The sequence below is a fragment of the Paenibacillus sp. FSL R7-0331 genome (genome assembly GCF_000758645.1).
GTDB classification, from domain to species: domain Bacteria; phylum Bacillota; class Bacilli; order Paenibacillales; family Paenibacillaceae; genus Paenibacillus_AQ; species Paenibacillus_AQ camerounensis.
In genome coordinates, this window is the sequence record NZ_CP009284.1 from 5114975 (window position 1) to 5133610 (window position 18636).

At 49.3% G+C, this 18636-nt stretch carries 17 protein-coding genes and 1 pseudogene; 6 read left to right on the plus strand and 12 right to left on the minus strand.

The genetic code is table 11. The features are described 5' to 3' along the window. Positions 1–130 precede the first annotated feature (130 nt). Both R70331_RS22040 and R70331_RS22045 read right to left on the minus strand, forming a co-directional pair. The gene (locus tag R70331_RS22040; RefSeq protein ID WP_042179126.1) at positions 131–1762 is read right to left on the minus strand and encodes a response regulator; all 1632 of its coding nucleotides are present in this window, start codon (positions 1760–1762) and stop codon (positions 131–133) included. Continuing rightward, positions 1749–3503, minus strand: a complete 1755-nt coding sequence (locus R70331_RS22045; protein WP_042179128.1) for a sensor histidine kinase — start codon at positions 3501–3503, stop codon at positions 1749–1751. Before R70331_RS22045 ends, R70331_RS22040 begins: the two co-directional genes overlap by 14 nt. Positions 3504–3726: 223 nt before the next feature. Here R70331_RS22045 and R70331_RS22050 point away from each other — a divergent pair, with 223 nt between their 5' ends. Both R70331_RS22050 and R70331_RS22065 read left to right on the plus strand, forming a co-directional pair. After that, positions 3727–4212, plus strand: a complete 486-nt coding sequence (locus R70331_RS22050) for an NUDIX hydrolase (RefSeq protein ID WP_042179129.1) — start codon at positions 3727–3729, stop codon at positions 4210–4212. 1603 nt (positions 4213–5815) lie between these two features. Continuing rightward, positions 5816–6169 carry a hypothetical protein gene (locus R70331_RS22065; protein WP_042179135.1) on the plus strand — a complete coding sequence of 118 codons (354 nt, stop codon included), beginning with the start codon at positions 5816–5818 and terminating at the stop codon, positions 6167–6169. A gap of 149 nt (positions 6170–6318) precedes the next feature. Here the strand turns inward: R70331_RS22065 and R70331_RS22070 are convergent, their stop codons facing one another. Together R70331_RS22070 and R70331_RS22075 are read right to left on the minus strand one after the other, a co-directional pair. Beyond that, positions 6319–7131: an inositol monophosphatase family protein gene (locus R70331_RS22070; RefSeq protein WP_042179137.1), complete on the minus strand. Its 813-nt coding sequence runs from the start codon at positions 7129–7131 to the stop codon at positions 6319–6321. Beyond that, a complete protein-coding gene (locus tag R70331_RS22075) occupies positions 7128–7598 on the minus strand; it encodes an NUDIX hydrolase (RefSeq protein WP_081947708.1) in 471 nt (156 codons plus the stop codon). The genes R70331_RS22070 and R70331_RS22075 overlap by 4 nt, the downstream gene beginning before the upstream one ends. Positions 7599–7650: 52 nt before the next feature. Between R70331_RS22075 and R70331_RS31210 the strand changes: the two are divergent. Beyond that, positions 7651–7740, plus strand: a pseudogene (locus R70331_RS31210) (CatA-like O-acetyltransferase); the annotation flags it as partial. Positions 7741–8185: 445 nt separating this feature from the next. On the opposite strand, the gene R70331_RS22080 reads toward R70331_RS31210, so the two are convergent. The 4 genes from R70331_RS22080 to R70331_RS32175 form a co-directional block, all read right to left on the minus strand. Next, on the minus strand, positions 8186–10012 hold the full coding sequence (locus R70331_RS22080; RefSeq protein WP_042179139.1) for an APC family permease: 1827 nt from the start codon (positions 10010–10012) through the stop codon (positions 8186–8188). A gap of 148 nt (positions 10013–10160) precedes the next feature. Next, complete coding sequence (locus R70331_RS22085; RefSeq protein WP_042179142.1) at positions 10161–11036, minus strand: cation diffusion facilitator family transporter; 876 nt, start codon at positions 11034–11036, stop codon at positions 10161–10163. 185 nt (positions 11037–11221) lie between these two features. After that, the gene (locus R70331_RS22090; RefSeq protein WP_231576337.1) at positions 11222–12043 is read right to left on the minus strand and encodes an MFS transporter; all 822 of its coding nucleotides are present in this window, start codon (positions 12041–12043) and stop codon (positions 11222–11224) included. Then, positions 11988–12317 carry an MFS transporter gene (locus R70331_RS32175; protein WP_231576338.1) on the minus strand — a complete coding sequence of 110 codons (330 nt, stop codon included), beginning with the start codon at positions 12315–12317 and terminating at the stop codon, positions 11988–11990. The genes R70331_RS22090 and R70331_RS32175 overlap by 56 nt, the downstream gene beginning before the upstream one ends. A gap of 107 nt (positions 12318–12424) precedes the next feature. Between R70331_RS32175 and R70331_RS30655 the strand changes: the two genes are divergently transcribed. Both R70331_RS30655 and R70331_RS22100 read left to right on the plus strand, forming a co-directional pair. Further along, positions 12425–13039, plus strand: coding sequence for a MerR family transcriptional regulator (locus R70331_RS30655; protein WP_052419164.1), 615 nt, complete (start codon positions 12425–12427; stop codon positions 13037–13039). Then, positions 13039–13245: a GyrI-like domain-containing protein gene (locus R70331_RS22100; protein WP_052419165.1), complete on the plus strand. Its 207-nt coding sequence runs from the start codon at positions 13039–13041 to the stop codon at positions 13243–13245. Before R70331_RS30655 ends, R70331_RS22100 begins: the two co-directional genes overlap by 1 nt. 73 nt (positions 13246–13318) lie before the next feature. Here R70331_RS22100 and R70331_RS22105 read toward each other — a convergent pair whose 3' ends face one another. The 4 genes from R70331_RS22105 to R70331_RS22120 all read right to left on the minus strand — a co-directional run bounded on the left by R70331_RS22105 (position 13319) and on the right by R70331_RS22120 (position 17458). Then, the gene (locus tag R70331_RS22105; protein WP_081947709.1) at positions 13319–14026 is read right to left on the minus strand and encodes a Crp/Fnr family transcriptional regulator; all 708 of its coding nucleotides are present in this window, start codon (positions 14024–14026) and stop codon (positions 13319–13321) included. Positions 14027–14124: 98 nt separating this feature from the next. Next, positions 14125–14304: a rubredoxin gene (rd, locus tag R70331_RS22110; protein WP_042179145.1), complete on the minus strand. Its 180-nt coding sequence runs from the start codon at positions 14302–14304 to the stop codon at positions 14125–14127. Positions 14305–14987: 683 nt separating this feature from the next. Beyond that, positions 14988–16205: an NAD(P)/FAD-dependent oxidoreductase gene (locus R70331_RS22115; RefSeq protein WP_042179148.1), complete on the minus strand. Its 1218-nt coding sequence runs from the start codon at positions 16203–16205 to the stop codon at positions 14988–14990. 14 nt (positions 16206–16219) lie between these two features. Then, positions 16220–17458 (minus strand): FprA family A-type flavoprotein, encoded by a 1239-nt coding sequence (locus tag R70331_RS22120; RefSeq protein ID WP_042179151.1) that lies wholly within the window; start codon positions 17456–17458, stop codon positions 16220–16222. A 257-nt stretch (positions 17459–17715) separates the two neighbouring features. Here R70331_RS22120 and R70331_RS22125 point away from each other — a divergent pair, with 257 nt between their 5' ends. Further along, positions 17716–18606 carry a DMT family transporter gene (locus R70331_RS22125; protein ID WP_042179154.1) on the plus strand — a complete coding sequence of 297 codons (891 nt, stop codon included), beginning with the start codon at positions 17716–17718 and terminating at the stop codon, positions 18604–18606. The last annotated feature ends 30 nt before the right edge of the window (positions 18607–18636 follow it).

Genomic DNA, 18636 nt, shown 5'->3' on the forward strand with positions numbered 1-18636 from the left:
TATAGCTTTTTCTTCGTAATGACGGGCAGTGGAAAGAGATCCGGACCGGCGGCGGCGGATCTCTTTTACTAGTCTGCAGCACGGCTGATTTAGAGCACCATCCGGCTATACAGTCTGCACAGCGTTAGCGTTAGCCCCATCCCTCCGGCCGGTCCGGGTGGTAGCCCGCCCTGAACTCCGATGGTGTCTGGCCGGTGATCTTCTTGAACATCTCGCTGAAATACCGGCGCTCCTCATAGCCTACAGCTGAAGCCACCTCCTGCACCTGTACCCCCTCCACCAGCAGCAGCTTTGCCTTGTGGATCCGCTCCGCAGTCGTAAACTGGGTAACCGTCATACCCGTCACCCGTTTGAAGAGGCTGGAGAAATAGCTGGCGCTCAGATGCACATGTGCAGCGCATTCCCCGACCGTGATATCCTCGGACAAGCGGCTCCTGATATAATCAATAGCTTCATAGATCACCTTCTGCCCTTCGGACAGGCTATTGCGGCGCACCATCTCGGCCCCATCCGTGCACAGGGCAAGCAGCTGGCGCTGCAGAGAAGCCAGCGGCAGCCCGGCGGTTCCCTGCACGGCCCGGAAACGCTGGATCAGCGGGTGAATATCCGGATAGGGCACCATTTCGTAAAAGGCGCGGATCGCTGAAGCGGCCAGCTCATCGTACAGGCTAAGGAGATAATCGGGATTGTGCCGGGAAATCCCCTTCTGCAGCGTTTGCGATATGGCGGACAAAATAGCCTCCGTCCGCCCGGCATTCCCGGAGCGCAGGGCCAGCAGCAGCTCATCCTTATACTCGAGCGCCAGCGGCTCCTGGCTTCCTTCCTGCTGGATATCCTCGTACTTGATTGCCGCATTCCCTTCGGTGAACAGATGATGGGAGAGCGCACGCTGAGCCTGGCGGTAGGAATCGGGCAGCTCGCTGATTTCCTCCACCGGGCCGCCGACTCCGACTGAAACCGTAAATTTCGTATACTGCTCAATATTCCGGCAGCACTGCTCGGCTATTTCTATGGGACTGCTCGTTCCTGTTACATTCATTACAGCCAGGAAACGGTCATGGCGGGCCCGGAAAACCACGCTCTGTGCATGGTCTGCCAGCGTCTCCTGCATAATGTTCAGCAGGGAGAAGCGGATCAGCTCCATCTCGCGGATGGACCGCTCGGCAAGCTGCTCCCGGAAGCGGTCGATCTCAATCAGCATCACCACAAAGCCCCTCGGTTCAAGCCTGATATTTAAAAAATCCCACCGCCCTGCAGCTTCCTCCCATGTAGTACGGTGGCTGACAAGCAGCGCAAAATATTCCTGCCGCAGCACCGGCATGCTCTCTCGCAGCTTATTCTCCATTTCCCGCAGGCTTAAGCGCTTGGAGCGCTCCTCCATAATCTCCGCCTTGGCCCGCAGCACCGCCGACATGATGTCCTCCTGCGAAAACGGCTTTACCACAAAATCGAATGCCCCCAGCTGCACCGCCTGCTGTGCATACTCGAAATCGGCATAGCCGCTAATCAGAATCACCTTGCAGCCCCGGTTCTCTTCCAGCACCGCCCGCAGCATGCTCAGCCCGTCCATTCTCGGCATGCGGATGTCGGTAATGACGAGATCCGGCCGCTGCGCCTGAATGAGCCGGAGCCCCTCTTCCCCGTTGCTTGAAACGCCCGCGACGTGAATTCCCTGCTCCTCCCAGTTCATCGCGGTCAGCCCGTCCACCACGCTTTTGATATCGTCGATAATGCAGAGACTGACCGGCTCATGCTGGCTCATCCGAATGCTCCCCTTTCTTCGGTAAAGAAATCCGTATTTCCGTTCCGCGCTCGGGTGCGCTGTCGACCTGAAACTCCGCATTGCCCCCGTAATACAGCTGGAGCCGCCGGATCATATTAGACACGGCATATCCCTGATCCGACTCCAGCCAAAAGAGGGCGCGCACCTGGTCCTCTTCCATACCGCTTCCGTTATCGCGTACGCAAATCGTCCATCGTTCCCCATCCCCGGCAATTTCGATCCCGATGATTCCGCCGCTCTCCCGGTCCCGGAAGCCGTGAAGAATACTGTTCTCCACCAGCGGCTGGAGAATAATGCGCGGAATCGAAAGCCCGGACAGCTCCGGCCCCTGCACCTGGATTTCATAAGTAAACAAGCCTTCGTAACAGCTGGATTGCAGCTCCAGATACTGGCGCACATGCTCCAGCTCTTTGGACAGGGTTGTAATCTCCCGGCCGTTGTTCAGCCCAAGCTGGAAGAGGCGGGAGAGCGAAAGGACCATTTTCTGCGACGGTTCGACCTGCTTTAAATTCAGCTTCCAGTAGATGGTATTAAGGGTATTGTACAAAAAATGCGGGTCCATCTGCGCCGACAGCGCCTTAATCTCCGCGGCCCGCTTATGCGACTGCGCCTCTGTAACCTCGCCGATCAGCACTACAATCTGCTCCAGCATCCGGTTGAACCGGAAGCCCACCTGTCCAAGCTCATCTCCGCTGGCACTCTCAAAGCGGGCGGACAGATCATTGTTCTCCACCCGCTTCATCACCTTCAGCAGCCCTTGAAGCGGTTTCAGCAGATAGCGTGTAAAGGCGCCGGATATCAGCGTGGTCACGGTAAACGCCGCCAGCGCAATCCCGGCGATGAGCCATTTGACATACACCATATCCTTAAGCACCCCGGCCTGAGACTGGATGGTCGTCATCGTCCAATCCGCAATCCCAAGCTTGGCATAGTTGAGCAAATACGCCTTGCCGTCCAGATCAAAGGATTGGCTGCCCTCCGGCCGGCTCATGATTTCCCGTAAATTCCCGGCGTCCACCGCCTGCCGGACCAGCGGGTCCTTCGTACGATAGACCGTCTCTCCCGCCGTATTCAGCAAAAAGCTGGATGCCCCTTGTCCGGTGTCTCCCTGCACCAGCTTGCGGAAGCCGTCCTCGCGGATGTTCACTACGATGTAAACATCGTTGACCGGTGTGTCAAAGATCGGCTCCAGAATCAGCGAAATGACGCGGTCCTTGCCGGAGAAGAGCATATCCTCGTGGCCTTCCACCCAGATGTTCTTTTTTTCCTGCTCAATCCGGTCGTAAAGAAAAGTATCCTTAAACGCATTAAGCCGGTTGCGGTTCATGGACGACGGGTAGAACTCCCCGATCGGGGTCGTCACATAAATGGACTGGATCAGCGGCTCGGCGATCCGCGCCTGCGAGAACACATTGTCCAGATCGTTCAAATGCGTGTAATATTCCTGTGTGTCCCCGGAGGCTGCATCCTTCAGCATATCGTAAAAGGGCTGGCTGATCATAAAAGTCATCATAATGAGCATCAGCTTGTTCAGCTTCTCATCCACAATCTGCGCAGACCGCACTACCGTATCCTGTGTAAGCTTCAGCGCGTTCTTCTCCAGGGTAGCGGCCGAAATATAGTAAGACAGCCCTCCGGTCATCAGCACCGAAAGGAGGATAACGGCCAGAAATGCGACTTTGAGCTTATTGCGGAACGATTGCCTGCGCAGGTACTCCAAGCTTTATCACGCCTTTCCTTCTAACAATCTATGTCTTTCAATTATGTCCTTCCGGTCACGATTCTACAAGAAGCACCGCCGAAGACAGTGGACTCACCGTACACCGACCGTCGATTCACCGCAGGTCGCCAGTTCCAATATGTGGTATGTGGTGGTATTATTTTTTTATAAGTCTATCAGTCCTTATCTATCTTTTGTTCAAGCAACAGGGGGATTAAGCTCAATGAAGGAACAGTTCCATCGCCACATAGGGGTTTACGGAATATGTATGGTTAACGAGAAAATCTTAGTTATTCGAAAAAGCTTAGGCCCTTACACGGGTCAATTTGACTTGCCTGGTGGACGGCTGGAAGGATCAGAGTCCTTAGAGCAAGGCTTAAGAAGGGAATTTAGCGAAGAAACAGGATACTCGGTTAAAGAACTCTACAATATTGGCGTTTGTGATTTTTCTGTGCTATGGACTCTATCGGATGACTCGACTGAATTCTTGCATCATATTGCAATTTTGTATGAAGTTATTGGCGCCGAAAAAATTGGAGGTTCCGTAGTTCAATTCGAGGGACAAGACTCTGATGGTTATGATTGGATTTCAATCGATAAGGTTACACCCTTAAATTCTTCACCGCTGGTGCAGCAAGCGGCCGAATGGTTCCGTACGAAGACCCTCCCGGTTAGACGAAGTTTATATGACTACAGGTCTTCAAGCTAACGGGAAAGGTTAGTTTAACCACAAAGGGGGCAGGCTACCGCGGCGCTGCTCCCTATTCCATTCCATTGAAGTAACAAAGGGTTTTTAATAAACGACTTGAAAGTAGTGATTTAGTGAAACTAACTGCACTTGAATTCAAAATAGATCAGAGGCACATATTTTTGTCTCATGAACACAGTACTTTTATGACTGAATTTTTCATTGAAACAGCAGACCTCACTTTTCCGACTAGAAATTACAATGGTCTTCCAATTACAACTTTGAGATTTATGTTGAAAGAATTGAGGTTACTAATTTCAAAAAGTAATACAATATCAGAACGTCATGTATATTTTTATCCTGATACAAATAACTTCATAACATTTCAATTAGTTGACAATGAAGTTTTATCAATAAAATTAGTCCAAAGGAATGTTAAGAGTCACAAGAACATAATTCATTCAATATTTTCAAAGCAAGGAAAACTAATATCCAAGAATGTTTACTGCACGTTCAATCAAGTTTTTACAAGTATATATAAATTATCCGAAACACTCATTTTGGATTTGAAGGATCGTGAAGAAGTCGGGGGAGATTTATTCGTCTTGGAGGAACAACTCAGACTTTCTAAGACTTTATTTAATAAATTAACTAAGAATTAGTATCAACTTTGAGGGCAACTCAAGAAGTGGCGGACTTAATATAACTATTCAAGCTTCGAGCAATTCGGCCCTTGGCTCAAACCGAACATCATAAAACTAACCGGAAACGATAATTCAATAAACCAACGATCAAAACGATTAGCTGCTTTTGTTCAACTAATGAGCAGAATAACGTGATGCCTACAGAATAACTAAACGAAATGGGGTTAATAATGCGAGGGAAATACAACTTTAAGGTTGATTGGTGCAACGCTTGTGATCAAGGCTGGATCGAGATAAGAAAGTATGTCAATCATCATAATCAGTTTATATTTAAATGCTCTGAATGCTTCGTGGAATTCAAAGTATATGAAGATATAAATAAAAAGACAATAAGCAGGGAAATAAGTTTTAATTCAATCGAGCCTACAGATGATGAAGTTCATGGTAATGGGCTATGGGGCTACATTATCAAGGAGTGGGAAAAAAAGATGATTATTCGTAATGACGGAGTCCTTTGGAAAGTCTGGTCTGAAGAGAAGAAAATGTTTGTAAAACCATAGATACAAGCTTGTGGATACATTCTGAGTAATGATACAGTGTTAAGATAACGGGAAACGATAACCCAATGAATCACGAAAGCAGCCGATCACGTCGATCGGTTGTTTTGTTCATCTAACAGGTAGTTTAGCATAGTAAAGTAAATGATAATCGACATTGTATTGGAAAGAGCTTTTTTGGTAGTATAAAACAAATGTAAAAATCTACAAGTAGGACGTTAAATAGAATTAGCATTAGAACCATTTCATGATTTTCCACTCCTTACATACTAGTCAGGTGAGTAACGAGAGGCACACTTTAATGATTTTTTTAAACAGTTGTGATATTCATTAATTTGTTGTTAAGCTAACGTGCCAAAGTCCGCAACTTAAAGAATTTATTTGTTAAACGCACTGCTAAAATACAACAAAAGAGTTGATTTAATGTACACGATTACTGTAGAGATTACTCAAGATCGAAAAAGCCAATTACTTGAATGGTTAGCTTCATATGAGAATGCGACGGGCGAATACGAGAAGGGGCTCCTGACAGGGTTAAGATGGATGATAGAGAAAATTGGAGTTAAGGAGCATCTATATTCTAAAGTGGCAGAAGTATCTTCAATCTTAATCAATCAAGATTTTGTTAACGATTGTACGCAGAAATTTGAAGAAAATTGGATAGATGAGGTATGGAACAGTGGTTTCGCGTTGTCTATAATTGCGGTTTTGGATTTATTTAAAATTCAAATTGTGGAATTTCCAACTCCAAAAAGGACTAATAAGCCGTTCTACTAACGGGAAACGTTAGTTCAATAATCCAATTTTCACTTATCTCGTTCAACTAAACTGCCTGTTAGATGAAAAAAAGCAACCGATCGACGTGATCAGCTGCTTACGTAATTTCATTGGGTTATCGCGTCGCGTTAGTTCAAAACTTGGCAGTATTATTCAGATTCCATCCGCAATAATGTCAAGAGATCATCGAAGATCCCAGGTGTTGTGAATACGACCTCTTCACCATAGAGTTCATTAGGGATGCCGTCTGGCACCGCATGTACATGGCAACTCATGGCTCCCGCCTCACGTGCAATCAAGCCTGCAGCGGCTACATCCCACGGTGAGAGACTTTCCGTATGGGCATCCAATTTTCCGGATGCCACATAACAAATGTCTACTGTTGGTGCGGCAAAACGCCTAATGTCACGGCAGCTTCTTCGGAGCCGGTTCACTCTTTCAATTGCCGGCTGGACTTTTGCTGGATCATGCGGAAAACCTGTGCCGATGACGGCATCTAATAGTGAAGTACATTTACGGATTTGTAAACGTTCCCCATTGCAATAAGAGCCTTCCCCTTTAATTCCAACATAAGTACAGTTCAAATCCGGCGCATACACGGCTCCTGCGAGCACTACACCATCAAGGGCAAACGCCAATGAAACACCGTAATGCGGCAGATTCCGGGAAAAATTAACGGTTCCATCTAAGGGATCCATTACCCAAACTGGACCGTCGAACTTGAACTGATCCCAGCTATGTACTCCATCTTCCTCCGAAAGAATTCGATGACCTTGAAATGTCCCCATTATGGCTTCTTGAAGGATTCTTTCCGACAGCAAGTCAGCAGATGTGACCAGCTCACCCGCATCCTTGTAATTCAATTCAACTTTTTCCTGGCTGCGCAGTTCGGAAATCCTGTTACCCGCTTTTGTTACAGTCTGTTCTGCAAACAACGCTAATTCACGAAGATCGAACTTCATTTCGTTCCCATTCCTCCTTTTATTTGCTTTACTATACCTTCTTTGTACTCGAATAGATGATCACTTTCTTTTTCTAATAGAACAGGTAAGTACTGAACGACCATTTCAGCAATCCCTAAGTTACCTGGATTCATGATCCAATCGATTTTCTTCCAATCGAGAATTCCTTCTCTAGTTTTTTTTAGTGGTGTATTCCCTAATTTCGAGTCTACTTCGAATAAGTACACATATAATCCATCCTTTTCTCCGCCATCCTTATTCCACGTAATTATAGCTTTTGAGTAATACTTGTTTACTTTGATACCCGTTTCTTCAAACACTTCACGAATCGCACCCTCATCCGGAGTTTCACCCGCTTCATATTTACCACCGACGCCGTTCCACACTCCCATAATTGGGGGTTTTTCACGATTCAACATTAAGATCCGGTCATAACTTTTCAAAAAACATACATTATACTTGAACACTAAATCATCTCCGCATAAATTATAGTCATATCCTATTTATATGATTCCTTAGACTTCTTTTACTGGTTTTAACTTAAATATCAATAATAATAGCCATTATCTTTTGCCTATTGTTACAGCAGGAAAATTCATCAACAAAGGCTAACCTCAGTCAGTGGGTTCAGAGTCATATCGGGTTAAGTGTACTTTGTACAATTAAAATAGAGGAAATGAATCATTTTAAGTAAATAATTGTATTCTGTACATCTATTGCCCTCGAAAAAGCCGGTTTCGGGCGTTTTTACCAAATATAAGTGTACAGAGTGCAGTTAAAACCTGCAGTGGAGTAAGTTAGTCAGGTATAGTTGCAGAAAGTACAGTTATTCCGGCTCGACTCATTCATTATTTGGTGCCATTACCCTACTTATCTACGAACTTCGCAAACGCTCCATACCTGAAGTATTCGCGAAGTGAATAAACTATCCTGCCTGTTAACTCAGTCATTCCTAAACATGCTCTGAATATTCTCATTTCATCCAACCTTCCCCACGCAAAAAAAAGCCGCCCCAAGCCACTTACATGACTTTGGGACAGCCTCTCAAGCTCAGCTATTTTTTCAAATGATAAGGCACCGTAGTAACAATCACATCGCTGCGGAACAGCAGACGGGCGCGGATCAGCAGGCTCGACTGGTTGTGCAGGATGTTATGCCAGCCTTTTTTCGGAATAAACTGAGGGATAATGACTGTGACTCTATGATTGAGCTCTGCCGCTTTCCAGTTGATCGTATCAATGAACTTGGTCAACGGCTGGATGATGCTTCTGTATGGAGTGTAGAGGGTCACCAGGCGAACGTCCGGCTGCCACTTTTTCCACTTCTCCTCGAATGCCGCTTCGTCTTCCCGTTCAAAAGGAACATATACGGCGATAATCTGCTGCGGTGACAGCGATTTGGCGTATTCCAGCGAGTTCTCCACGACATGGGTGATTCCGGCCACCGGTACGATGATGACATTGCCTTCGATTTTAACCGTTGCTTCACAGGTTGTAATTCTAAGCTGGTCGGCGACCGCCTCATAATGCTTATGAATTCTATGAAAGACGAACAACAGAATCGGCAGGAAGACAAACACAGGCCATACCTGAGTGAACTTGGTCAGGAAGAACATCATGGTGACGATGAAGCTGATCAGCGCGCCAACGGTGTTAATCACGAACTTCGGCATCCAGCCCGCAGGCTTTTGACGGAGCCATTTCACCATCATCCCTGTCTGGGATAACGTAAAGGGAATGAACACTCCCACTGCATACAGAGGAATTAACTGCTCCGTCTCCCCTTCAAATACATAAATGAGCAGCATCGAGAGCACGCCCAGGATAATAATCCCGTTGGAATACCCGAGTCTGTCCCCTCGCATGGTAAACATCCGCGGAATGAATTTGTCCTTAGCCAGATTCACTGCCAGCAGCGGGAACGCTGAATATCCGGTATTGGCCGCCAGAATCAGAATTAATGCCGTTGTCCCCTGGATGAAAAAGTACATCGCATTCCGCCCGAAGGTCTGTTCGGCAATCTGCGAGACGACAGTAACGTCAGCACGGGGCGCAACTCCGTAGTAATAGGCCAGCGTAACAATTCCGGAGAACAGGACCGCTAATAAAATCCCCATTGCCGCGAGCGTTTTAGCCGCATTGGAGGCCTCCGGGCTTTTAAAATTCGGAATCGCATTGGAGATCGCTTCAACCCCGGTTAACGCCGAGCTTCCCGAAGAAAAGGCGCGCAGCAGCAGGAACAGACTGATCCCGGCCACCGGAGTACCAAGTGAGGTATGCAGCTCCGCCGGAACATTCCCCGTTAAGATGTTATAAAGACCGGTGCCGATCAGAATGAACAGGGCCAGCACGAACAGGTAAACCGGATAGGCTAGAACGGATGCGGATTCCGTCACCCCTCTTAGATTCAATATTGTAATGAGGAAGACAAAGATAATGGCAATCAGCACCTTATGATCATGCAGGCCCGGAAAAGCCGATGTAATGGCATCTGTCCCGGCCGATACACTTACCGCCACCGTCAGAATATAGTCCACCAGCAGCGAACCGCCGGCGATCAGCCCGGGGTATCTGCCCAGATTTTCCTTGGAGACCACATAGGCTCCACCGCCATGCGAATAGGCAAAAATGATCTGCCGGTAGGACAGGATGAGTGCAGTCAGCAGCACCAATACCCCGATCGCAATCGGTATGGAATACCAGAAAGCCATCGTACCCACTGTAACCAGTACTATCAATATTTGCTCAGGACCATAGGCAACTGAAGATAAGGCATCTGATGATAAAATCGCCAGTGCTTTCTTTTTATTTAACTTTTGCTCCCCCAGCTCAGTCGACTTCAAGGGCCTGCCAATCAAAAACCTTTTTAAAAAGGAAATCACGGGTTTCACGCTCGCTTTGCACGTAGTCTTATTGTCCTGAAAGCATATCACCTGCCGGATTAAGCTAGTGTTAGGATTTCGCCTTCAGTATTAAGATTGCATTAAGATCGGCCCGTTTTTTTTCATTAAAAAAAGCCCCTTCCGGGGCTTACTTCGATGGCTCATAATGTACATGAACCTCAATGACTTCGTCGGATTTCTTCAGCTCATTCTCCACATTGGTCGCAACGTTATGGGCTTCCTGAAAGCCAAGGCTGCCTTTGATCGACAAGACAACGTCCACTACAGCATTGCTGCCGTAATTTCTGGCCCGCAGCTCCTTGACCTCTTCAACACCTTCAACCTGCTCGACAGTCTCCCTGAACGTATGAATAATGGTTTCATCAAACCCGTCCGATAGGTGGTGGGAGGCATCACGGAAGATGTCCCACGCTGTTTTGCAGATGATGAAGCCGACCAGTACCGCCGTTACAGGATCAAGCCACGGAAGGTTAAACTGGGAGCCGACGATCCCGATTACCGCACCGATACTGACCAGGGCATCCGAATAGTTATCCTTGGCGGCGGCCATTACAGCCTGGCTTTTGATTGCAAGCGCAAGCCGCTTATTATACCGGTAGACAAAATACATCACGACTGCACAGAACAGCCCTGTCCACACTGAGATCAGATCCGGCGGCTCTCCTCTGCCCTTAAAGACAGATGCAATGGCCGTAATCAGGACCTGCAGTCCGACCGCCATCATAATAAAGGAAGCTATTAATGAAGCTATTGTTTCCGACTTCCAATGGCCGTAGGGATGGTCTGCGTCAGCCGGCCGCTGTGCCAGCTTCAGTCCGATCAGTACCGCGATGGAAGCTACAATATCCGTTGCATTATTTAATCCGTCTGCCTTGAGGGCTTCCGAGCCCGACAGATTGCCGATGATCAGTTTAAGTGCGGATAAACAAATATAAGCAATAATACTTATAACGGCCCCGCGTTCGCCCATTTTCAAGTTCTCATAGCGCTGCTGCTGCTCCATACTTCCAAATCTCCCCTCATCCCGCACTGCATTATTTTATACTAGCAGACGCAATTTGAGTGGGTCTAGAGAAACGTTTTGTTACGCGGGACCAATAATGTCACCGGGCAAAAAAGCTTGCCCTGGTGCAAAAGGGTTGCGGCGGAGCAGGAATCAATTATAGGAAATAGAATAAGAAGCATACTTCAACCAAACTTCAACCGCGATGTAAAAACAACACAGCCCAGCGTAAGAGCCGCCGCTATAAAGTAGGCTCCCATCAGATCGATCTGAGTCACGATAAAACCGGAGGAAGCGCTGCCCAGCAGCATCCCTCCCATCATAAGCGGAATGATGATCCCGTTAGTCCTGCCGATATACTCCTCTCTGATCTCCTGAATCATCATGGCGCTGAAGGAGACCTGGAAGCAGGCTGTGGCTATGCCGGACAGCACTCTCGCGCTTCCTGTCAGCATAGGCCAAACCGACAGCACTTCTATGACGGTAATTGCTGCCCATATAATCATGATTATTGTAATGACGCCCCGTCTATAGCGGGTTATTTGTGCTGTAAGCATGGCGGCCAAAAGACCGCCTGCAAGCATCCCCACACCCTCGGCGGCTGCGAACCACTGCACGCTTTCCTTTGGCAGGCCCAGCCGGTTCATCGTAACAAAGACATCCAGAGGCTGGGTCACTCCCATCGCCAGACCCGAGATGAGAAACATAACCGCAATCAGCTTCAAGTTCGCATGGCCCAGCACATAACGGAAGCCTTCCTTAATATCTTTGAGCGGTGAAGTCTTCTCTGCCCGTTGCTCTCTGCCCGATGACGGCAGGAACAGCTGGATTCCCGCGGCCAGCGTGAAGATCAGGAACAAGGCAATAATCGAAGACTGTATTCCGAGCTGGGTATAGACTAGGGTTCCGAGCATCGGTCCAAAGATCGTGAATAAGGCCATCAGACTCTGGTTAATCCCGACGGCTGTTCCAACCTCCTCTGCAGGGATATGCTTTTTGAACAGCACCGCGGAGGACGGCTGGGAAAACTGGCTGACGATCGCCGAGGATGACTGTTTTTTTCGGATTCCAGCGGTCGGCAAAGGTGCCTCCGATAAGAGAGAACACAAAGATAGGCAGATACTCTAACGCAGTAAGCATGGATACAGCAGTTGGATTATTCCCGGTCTGATCCATAATATAGAACAGCAAAGCCATATTCCGGATCCATATTCCTGTCTGCTGCAGCAGATCGGCTGTGGCGACAATAAGAAATACTTTATTTCTGATAAGTTTGTTCATGAGGCACCCCTGGCTGGTTTTTGACATTTGCTTTGTCAGTATAACGACTTTAAACTATAGGGTAACCCGATAGTCAAGACCATTAAACCAGGAAAGGGAGCACTGCTATGTCCGGTATGCTGTCCAAACTTTTTACAACGAGCGAAATGGCCAGAACCTGCGGGGTGACCAAGCATACGCTTTTTCACTATGATGAAATCGGTCTGCTGAAGCCGGAATTTGTTAACGCAAAGGGGTACCGCTACTACTCGCTCCAGCAGTGCTACACACTCGAAATGATCAGCGTGCTCAAGAAGGCCGGCAGTTCGCTGAAGGAGATCAAGGATTTCCTCGACAATCAGAATACTGACCGGTTTGTCAGCCTCATCCGCCAGAAGCAGCGCGAGCTTGAACTGGAGCTGAACCGGATGCAGCGGATACAGAGCTTTCTTGACGGTGCCCTGCAAATGACCGAAAACGCACAGAAGGCGCCACGGAATACACCGGCTATTGAAGAGCAGCAGACAGCTTATTTTATAACGACCCCTGTCGGCCCCGGCATCAGCGATCATGAATACGCCCGCAAATACAGCGAACACCGAATGTATTGTGAAGAGCATCTGATTATGCATGAGCTGCCCTACTGGTCTATCGTTGATCAGCAGCAGCTTCAGTCTGAAATGTATCATCCAAGCCTATTGCCAGCAGGCTGTCAGCCCCTGCCAAGGGCGACAATATCCTAATGAAGCCGCATGGGCTATACGCGGTCATGGATCATAAGGGATCATACGAGACTTTAGAACACACCTATGTAGCTTTAAAAGCGTTCATCCAGAGCGAAGGGCTGGCCGTATGCGGCGCAGCTTACGAGATGGATCTGTACAATTATTTCACCGAGAATAATCCGGAGCAGTTCGTGATCCGGATTTCCATTCATGTGTGTCCTTGATTCCTCAAGGTTGCACCGCCGCTTTCTTCCTGCACTCCAGATGATCGTTTGGCTGGGAGCAAAGCTAGTAAAGCTAATCTGTATATTTCTCTAACGACGGCCGGTCCTTCACGATCAGCTGCTTGTTGCCGACCAGCTCTATCAGGCCCAGGTCCTCGAAGCGGGCGAATTTGCGGCTGATCGTCTCCCGGGTGACGCCCACATAGCTTGCCAGCTCCTCACGGGAGAGCGGGAGCTTGATGGCAAGACCGCTGCTGCGCGGCTTGCCGTACTTATCGCCCAGCTCCAGAATCATATGGGCGATGCGGATTTCCGGGTCTTTGGTTGCCAGACTCTGCGCCAGATTCTCGGTATGGGCCAGCCGCTTGGCGACGGTCTTCAGCAGCTTGATTGTGATGTCCGGATTCTCCGCCATCAGCTGCTCCATATCCGTGCGGGTCAGCAGGCAGATCGCCGTCTCGGTCAGCGCGTAGGCGCTGAAGTTGCTCAGCTCCTCACTGCTCAGGATATTCAGCTCGCCGAAAAATTCCCCGCTGCTCAGCACATGCAGAATCTGCTCTTTGCCCTGCGGCGTCATTTTGGACAGCTTCACCTGTCCCTGCTGGATTATGAAAAGCGTGTCTGTCGGCTGCTCCTCCAGAATCAGCACCTGGCCTTTGGCGTATTTGCGGTGCCTGATCATCGCGCTGATCCGCGAGAGCTCGCCGCCGCTGAGCGAGGCGAAGATCGGCACCTTGCGGGTACACGGCTCCGCAGCGTTCTTACAGGAATGTTCCGGCATTCCGTATCCCTCCTTGGTAATGTTGGTCTGCCTAGTCAAGAGTCTGCTTGACCGGGAGTCTGCTTGGTCGAGAATAAGCTTGTTCGAATCTCTGCTTCTTAGGAAACAATACGTTTCTGTGCCACCGGCTCAAAATGAGTGGTGTCTTCACCGCATACGGGGCAGACCCAATCTTCCGGCAGGTCCTCAAACGCTGTACCCGGCTCTACATCCTCATCCGGATCTCCGAGCGCCGGATCGTAAATATAGCCGCATGGCTTGCAAATGTATTTGGTCATTGTCTATTCCTCCTGTGAATTTAATTAGTTGGATTTATGTCACTTAATTCTATTATTTCTCATCTTTTACTATAATTAGTTGGAAAATCACCACTTATTTCGAGCTAAAAACCCCGTTCTAGCCAAAACAGTGTAATTAGCTGGCATTTTTCCACCTAAATTCCTAATACCGGTAGTTAGCCCTGAATTAGGTGGCGAATTTCCACTTAGTGTGCTCAGCAGCCGCTCGTAGGGGCATTCCCGCACACTAGATAATCGACATAGCTGCACTCTGTACACTTAAATCTCCTATTTTTGGCTTGAGAAGACACTTAGTTGTATTCGGTACACTTAAATCTCCTGAAAAAGTCCGATTCACGCGAAAAGTCCCATTATAGTTGCACGGAATACATCTAAAGTTTGGAAAGGTATGATATGGCCCATTATAGTTGCACGAAATACACTTAAAGTTTGGACAGGTGCGGTAACGCTGGGTATAGCTGTATAAACTATTCCGACACTCCAACACACCGCGACCACACAGCTTCGAAATTCCGTGACACTACGCATCCGTTATTTCGATATTCCGCTTCTCCACTACTTAACTACTCCACTGCTCACTCAGAACTACTCATTTCCGCACTACTCACTCAGTACTACTCACTCAGTGCTACTCACTTCCGTACTACCAACTTTCCTACTCACTACTCCACCAGCGCCGCAATCCCGGCAACAACCGCCTCAAGCTTGCCGTCCGCCACATCCAGTCCCTCCAGACTCACGCCCCGCTCAACTGCTGCTTTATACAGCAGCGACGCTGCCGCACCGTCCCAGGCAAGCGCCCCGGCCAGCCGGTTGTCCTTGACGTAGATCCGCGTATAGACGCCATCTACTTCGCCTGCCGCTGACAGGTCACACTGCCGCTCATCCGTGTTCCCGATTGAGAACAGTGAGCTGCCAAAAGCGTTAAACAGCGTCACCGGAACCGGCCGGCGGTAATCCGCCGGGTCTACCGCTGCCATATTCAAACCGGCTACTTTGCCCTGCTCAATCGCCCCGCCCCACAAGCCTTCAACTAATCCATCCAGCTCGGCAATATCGCCGGCAGCATAGATATGGGGAGCACTCGTCTCCAGATGACGGTTCACCAGCACACCGGACCGGACATGTATCCCGGTCTCCTGCACAAGCTCCGTATTCGGTACGATGCCGATGGAGTACACGACATGCCCGCAAGGAATCTCCGTCCCATCGTCCAGGGTCACTCCCGAGACTGTCACGTGTCCCGTAATGGCAGTGACTCCGGCATGCAGCTTAACCTCCACACCGGCCTGTTCAAGAATCTGGCGTAGCCGCTCCGACGAAGCTTCATCGAGCTGCCGGGCCATCAGCCGCGGAGCGGCCTCAACAATCGTCACCGGATAACCGGCTTCATGCAGCGCCCAGGCTGTCTCCAGCCCCTGCACCCCGCCGCCGATGACAACGGTGCGCTGCCCGGCGGTCAGCTCTGCCTTTAAACGGTCGGCATCGCCCAGATCCCGGATCGTATGCACGTTCTGCAGTCCGGCACCGCCTACAGCCAGCGCCCGGTTCCGGGCACCCATACAGAGCAGCAGCTTATGGTACGTTACCCGCTGTCCGTCTGCCGTCTCTACCTCCTGCGCCTCCGGGTGGATTGCAGCAATCCGGCTGGAAGTATGCAATGTGATTCGGTTATCGCGGTACCACTTCTCCTTCTTGATCAGCACCTTATCGCTGTGCAGGTCGCTGAACAAGCCCTTGGTCAGCTTAATCCGGTTATAGGGCAGGTGATCCTCCTCACCAAAAATCGTAATCTCCGAGTCCGCATCCTGATCCCGGATCGCCTTAGCGGCATGAACCGCCGCTACACCGCTGCCCACAATAACATAATGTTTGTTCATCCCGGTCCGCCCCCTTAAATTGCGCTCAGCAGCAGGTCGGAGACGAATTCAGCGGCATTCTTGATCTTCTGCGTCTTCTCGGCCTCTTTCGGAGAGAAACGGACGCGTATCGGGAATTCCACATGCGTCATGCCGGTGGACTTGATTACGTCCGACGTGCTTTGTACGGTCATATTGGTTCCGTTCAAGTAATCCTGGATAACCTCGATCGCTTCACCGCTCCAGCCGTAGGAGCCGAAGGCCGCTGCCAGCTTACCTTCCAGATTCATAAGCTGCAGCTCCTTGAGCAGCGGCTCCAGATTGCCGATCATATCGGCGTAACGGGTCGAGCTGCCGATGAAGACAGCGTCCGCCGCGTCGATGCTATCAAGAATCGCAGCCATATCGCTTTTATCCGCATCCCATACCGTTGCTTCGATTCCGTTCTCCTGCAGCGTAGCCTGCAGAATGCCGGCCATTTTCTTCGTATTGTTCTTGATGGTGGTGTAGACGATTGCCGCTTTTTTCCCCTGGGTCGTTTCCCGGCTCAGCTCAGCATACAGGTCAATATACTTGCGGACATCCTCGCGGATCAGGAACCCGTGCGAAGGGGCGATCATCTCAATTTCCAGATCCTTCACGGCTTCCATCAGCGTTCTTACATATCTTCTGTGCGGATGGATAATGGCGCTGTAGTAACCTTTGAAATCCTCAGTGATATCAAAACCGGCTTCATCGCTGAACAGCTTCTCCACAGCAACATGGGTGCTGAAAATGTCGCACGGGTACAATATTTTATCCTCTATACAATAAGTAATCATCGTTTCAGCGGTATGCAGGTAAGGGGTCTCCTTGAACAGCAGCGTTTTGCCGCCGATATCCAGCGTATCCCCGTCCCGTACCACCAGATAATTACGGCTGTGCAGCTTGTACATTTCCTGAATTTCCGGCACCGCGATCTCTGTGCATACGATAGTAGCGTTAGTCGCCCGCATAGCCAGCGCAGCCAGCCCGCCGGAGTGATCCGGCTCGGTATGATTGATTACGATGTAGGCAATATCCAGCGGATCAATCAGCTCCGCCATCCGGTCGGCATATTCACGGCCAAACTCCATATCCACGGTATCAATAACCGTCGGCTTGCCGGTTTTCAGCAAATAGGAATTGTAGGTCGTGCCCTTCGCCAGAATCAGCCGGTGGAACGGCACCTCGCGGTTGTCGATTTTTCCTACCCAGTAAGTATCCTTGGCAATCTTTATATCTGAAATATTCATCTCTCTTCGCCCTCCAAATGATCTTGTTTATCTATCAGCACCCTCATTCTATAACGGGCACCGGGGTCAAAAGGAGGACTGAAATCAAATTTTGAAAAGTTTAAAAAAGAGAAGATTATAAATTTGAATATACACGGTTTGCGGGCAGGCGTTGTGTCTTGGGTCACGCTGGAGTATACTGATTGAGGAAAATGGGTCATGCGCATTCCTGCACACTGAAATTCCCTATCTACTATATAAAAAGGAAGCGTGTTAAGTTGAACAAGTATAAGGCCAATCTTCTCGTTTTGCTCATTACTCTGGGCTGGGGCTCCTCCTATCTGTTTATGAAAATGGGCCTGGATTCCATGGAAGAATTCAATCTGCTTGCACTGCGCTTTGGGATCGCTTTTCTGGTGACCGGACTGGTGTTCTGGAAGCGGCTGCGCAAAATGGATAAAACTACAATCGGGTATGGTGCAGTGCTCGGAGCCATATTGCTCTGGGTGTGCGTATCTATTCTATTTGGCCTCAAAACAACAAGCACCTCAAACGCCGGATTTCTCGTAGGGCTTACCGTTGTTTTTGTACCTATATTAAGCGTCTTTCTTTTCCGTAAAAAGCTTGCGCTGAGCCACATCGCCGGTGCTCTGATTGCAATGACCGGCATTGGAATGCTGACCCTGAACAGCAAGCTGCAGATGCATCCTGGCGACATTCTCTGTATTTCCAGCGGGATCAGCAATGCATTATTCATCCTGATCTCCGGCGCGGCAGTCAAAAAGACCGATTCCATAAACGTCGGCATTGTGTCCCTGGGCTTCACCGCGGTGTTTGCCCTGATCTTCTCCTTACTCTTCGAGTCACCGGTTCTTCCCGGAACCTTCAGCGGATGGACTTCGATACTGGCGCTTAGCCTGGTCTGCAGTGCCTTCTGCTTTATCGCCCAGTCAGTGTCCTTGAAATATATCCCGCCTGTACAGCTTGGCTTAATGTATGCACTGGAGCCGATCTTCGCCGCAGTAATCGCGTTTATGTTTGCCGGTGAGCGTCTGACCATGCAAGGATACATCGGGGCGATGCTGGTGGTAGGCGGCATTCTGGTATCCCAGTGGCTGGAGCAGCGGAAAAAGCTTCTTACCGGCGCAGCGCAGCCTGTTTCACATTAGAGTACCTGACTATACGCCAAGAGACGGGAT

Excerpts from the sequence above, each read along its gene's own strand:
- R70331_RS22040 (WP_042179126.1), bottom strand. The coding sequence starts at position 1,762 with ATGAGCCAGCATGAGCCGGTCAGTCTCTGCATTATCGACGATATCAAA.
- R70331_RS22050 (WP_042179129.1), top strand. The coding sequence starts at position 3,727 with ATGAAGGAACAGTTCCATCGCCACATAGGGGTTTACGGAATATGTATG.
- R70331_RS22065 (WP_042179135.1), top strand. The coding sequence starts at position 5,816 with ATGTACACGATTACTGTAGAGATTACTCAAGATCGAAAAAGCCAATTA.
- R70331_RS22070 (WP_042179137.1), bottom strand. The coding sequence starts at position 7,131 with ATGAAGTTCGATCTTCGTGAATTAGCGTTGTTTGCAGAACAGACTGTA.
- R70331_RS22085 (WP_042179142.1), bottom strand. The coding sequence starts at position 11,036 with ATGGAGCAGCAGCAGCGCTATGAGAACTTGAAAATGGGCGAACGCGGG.
- R70331_RS32175 (WP_231576338.1), bottom strand. The coding sequence starts at position 12,317 with ATGAACAAACTTATCAGAAATAAAGTATTTCTTATTGTCGCCACAGCC.
- R70331_RS30655 (WP_052419164.1), top strand. The coding sequence starts at position 12,425 with ATGTCCGGTATGCTGTCCAAACTTTTTACAACGAGCGAAATGGCCAGA.
- R70331_RS22100 (WP_052419165.1), top strand. The coding sequence starts at position 13,039 with ATGAAGCCGCATGGGCTATACGCGGTCATGGATCATAAGGGATCATAC.
- R70331_RS22105 (WP_081947709.1), bottom strand. The coding sequence starts at position 14,026 with ATGCCGGAACATTCCTGTAAGAACGCTGCGGAGCCGTGTACCCGCAAG.
- rd (WP_042179145.1), bottom strand. The coding sequence starts at position 14,304 with ATGACCAAATACATTTGCAAGCCATGCGGCTATATTTACGATCCGGCG.
- R70331_RS22115 (WP_042179148.1), bottom strand. The coding sequence starts at position 16,205 with ATGAACAAACATTATGTTATTGTGGGCAGCGGTGTAGCGGCGGTTCAT.
- R70331_RS22120 (WP_042179151.1), bottom strand. The coding sequence starts at position 17,458 with ATGAATATTTCAGATATAAAGATTGCCAAGGATACTTACTGGGTAGGA.